This window comes from Nocardia sp. BSTN01 (genome assembly GCF_015354405.1).
Lineage (GTDB): Bacteria > Actinomycetota > Actinomycetes > Mycobacteriales > Mycobacteriaceae > Nocardia.
The window spans coordinates 1-2,103 of the sequence record NZ_JADKYP010000135.1 but is presented as its reverse complement, the minus strand read 5'-3'; the positions used below and the strand labels follow the sequence as shown (position 1 = coordinate 2,103).

The following is a 2,103-nucleotide window of genomic DNA, read 5'->3' as shown; positions in this document are numbered from 1 at the left end:
CAGTCGCTCTCGGTTCGGTTGAATCGCGAGCGACCCGTGAAACCCATTGGTAGCAGAGATGTATTCGAACGATTTCACTATGCGAACTCCGGGTCTTCGATGAATACGCCAGCGGCGCAGATTTGCAGTACGGTCGGAGGCGCCGACCCGATGATGTCGAGCACATACGCCCAGAACCGCTCGAGGTCGTAGATCGGCACGGTCAGCGCGGAGAAATTTCGGATCGTCACATTCGGGTCGATCACTGCGGTATGCGCTACCCGGTACGCGGTTTTGTCCATGTTCCATACCCGCGTCTCGAATGTGAGTCCGCCGTGTTGTTCGAGTAGCGCTACATGGATATCGGTGAGGATCGAGAGCTGACCGTCGCGGACGTTCAGCATCGGCCCGACCATCACTTCGCCGGTGCCTTTGGTGACCTCAGCTGACGAGTGTGCGAATTCCAGCTGCCAGTCGTTAGCATTCGCGTACGCGATGTCGGCCTTCTCGCCGGCGTTCGCGGCGGTGTTCACTGCTGCCTGTGCCGCCGATAGCGCGGTGCCCGCAGCCTGCTGCGCTGCGGTCGCGAGCTGTCTCGCGTTGATCGTCGGCGTGTGGATCTCGGCGCCGATTTTCTCCCGCACCTTGTCGTAGGTGTCGACGACGCCGCCGGTCATGGCGGCGGTCGCCGACTCCTCGGTGTCCTTCTGCCCGAACCCGCTGCCAATCTGATACGAGCCTTGCGGCGGCAGTGGAGGATTGCCGGGGGTACTCACCTACTGACCCCATTCACGTCACGCCATTGCCGCAGTGACAGGTGCGCGGGCGATTCGAAACCCGCTGCCGCGGCCGCGAGTTCGGCATCGTGATGCCAGCGGGCGTCGTAGATCAGATAGCCGGCGGTGTTCTCGTGCTCGCTGCGACAGACGTCGAGCGCGCCGGCCAGATAGTCGCGCTGCCGGGTCATGTCCTCGAGATCAGCCGCGCGTGCTTCCCGCTGCTCGATCCGGATCTGCCGCCGCCGCTCCCCTCGCTCGCGCCACCGACGCCCGAGCGGGCCCAGCAATCGCGCCCACGTTTCCGATGTCTCTGCCGCGGTCCGGACGATGTAGCCGATCGCGACAAAGATCACTACTGCCCCGACAGCCCATTCGGGTGCGCGCCGCATGATCTCATCCACTCCGCCGCCTCTCTCTCCACACATCCAGCGCCGCGTCGGCATAACCCCAATGCACGACCGCGAATACGAGCAGCCAGTCGGTCGGAGTCCGCCACCCCTCGACCGGCGACCGGCGCAGCACCTCACAGAACGCCCCCACCGCAAAGCCGGCATACGCCGCGGCGAGCACTGCGTGCCCGATCGAGGCCAGCGGCCATCGGTCCCCCACCAGGCCAACGAGACCGAGCGTCCCGCCCACGATGAACATCGCCGCCCACGCATCCATCGGCATGGTCCGCTCGATCACAGAGAGCGTCGCCGTGCCGCCGACCGGCGGGGCGAGATAGTCGATCCCCCGGCACAGCGCGGCGACCAGAACGCACACCTCGATCAGCACGACCTCGGGCCAGATCAACCGCACCCGCAGCCGCACGAGGCGCGCCCATGATCGCCACGGCTGCACCGGAGCGGTCACCTCTCGACCTCGCGAGCCTTCGGTGCGGCCGCCATCCACGGCGCGACCGTGGCGAGCAGTGCATCGATCCGCGGATCCGCCATCAGCCGAGTCGCCGCGCCTGAGACGGCCAGCAGGACGCCGACTCCCGCTGCGGTCTCTGGGATCCCCGATGCCTCGACGAGCCAGGGCAGCGCGGGCAGTAGACCGATGACGAGCTGCACCACCGTGCGGGCGATCGTGCGCCACGGGTGCTGCACCTGGGTCGGCGCAGGGCCGGGCGCCTGCTCGCCGGCCATCAGCTCGCCGCCGGAGTATCGGAGCCGTTGCCCGCCAGCGGGTCACGGAATCCGGGCAGGCCCAGCTTCTCGCCGATCAGGCCGAGCGCCTCGGGCACGGACCGGTCGGCGAGGAAATCCCACCGGGTCGGGTCGAGGTCGCCGGGCTGGTCCTTGGATCCGGGGCCCGCCAGCTGATCGAGTCCCAGGCCGGCGTGGTGGTCGGTCCACGC

The 2,103-nt window shown here is 67.5% G+C and carries 4 protein-coding genes and 1 pseudogene; all 5 read right to left on the bottom strand.

From position 1 onward, the window contains the following. Positions 1-77: 77 nt before the first annotated feature. Positions 78-656: a hypothetical protein gene (locus IRT45_RS36125; protein WP_228536032.1), complete on the bottom strand. Its 579-nt coding sequence runs from the start codon at positions 654-656 to the stop codon at positions 78-80. A gap of 95 nt (positions 657-751) precedes the next feature. Then, positions 752-1,147, bottom strand: coding sequence for a hypothetical protein (locus IRT45_RS36120; protein ID WP_194810236.1), 396 nt, complete (start codon positions 1,145-1,147; stop codon positions 752-754). A gap of 4 nt (positions 1,148-1,151) precedes the next feature. Further along, a complete protein-coding gene (locus IRT45_RS36115; protein ID WP_194810235.1) occupies positions 1,152-1,613 on the bottom strand; it encodes a hypothetical protein in 462 nt (153 codons plus the stop codon). Beyond that, on the bottom strand, positions 1,610-1,891 hold the full coding sequence (locus IRT45_RS36110) for a hypothetical protein (RefSeq protein ID WP_228536030.1): 282 nt from the start codon (positions 1,889-1,891) through the stop codon (positions 1,610-1,612). Before IRT45_RS36110 ends, IRT45_RS36115 begins: the two co-directional genes overlap by 4 nt. Further along, positions 1,891-2,103 (bottom strand): annotated as a pseudogene (locus IRT45_RS36105) (hypothetical protein); the annotation flags it as partial. The gene IRT45_RS36110 and the pseudogene IRT45_RS36105, both read right to left, overlap by 1 nt.